The following is a 528-nucleotide window of genomic DNA, read 5'->3' as shown; positions in this document are numbered from 1 at the left end:
TGCGCCAGAGCAACTGGATCGCGATTGGGTTCTCGAGCAGCTGAAACCAATTCTTGAAGACGACGCTCAAGCGAAAGTCGGTCAGAACCTAAAATACGACGCGTCTGTGCTGGCACGTTACGGCATCGAGATGAAAGGCATCAAATACGACACCATGTTGGCGTCTTACGTTTACAACAGCGTAGGCGGCAAACACGACATGGACAGCTTGGCACTTCGTTTCCTACAACACAGCTGCATTTCATTCGAACAAATCGCGGGTAAAGGTAAAAACCAACTGACCTTCAACCAAATCGAGCTTGAGCAAGCATCGCCATACGCAGCTGAAGATGCAGACGTCACGCTTCGCTTGCACAATCGTCTGTTTGCTAACATCGAACAAGATGAAAAGCTAAAATCGGTTTACGAAGAAATCGAAATGCCGCTAGTCCCTGTTTTGTCTCGCATTGAGCGCACTGGTGTTCTGATTGATGACATGAAGCTGAGCGCTCAATCGGTAGAAATCGCAGCCCGTTTAGAAGCGCTTGA

General features: G+C 48.7%; 1 pseudogene. It reads left to right on the top strand.

The window, feature by feature from the left end:
- A pseudogene (locus tag R7R24_RS30160) lies at positions 1 to 528 on the top strand (DNA polymerase I); the annotation flags it as partial.

The organism is Vibrio sp. 704 (genome assembly GCF_033339295.1).
This window is presented reverse-complemented; position numbering and strand designations above follow the sequence as displayed.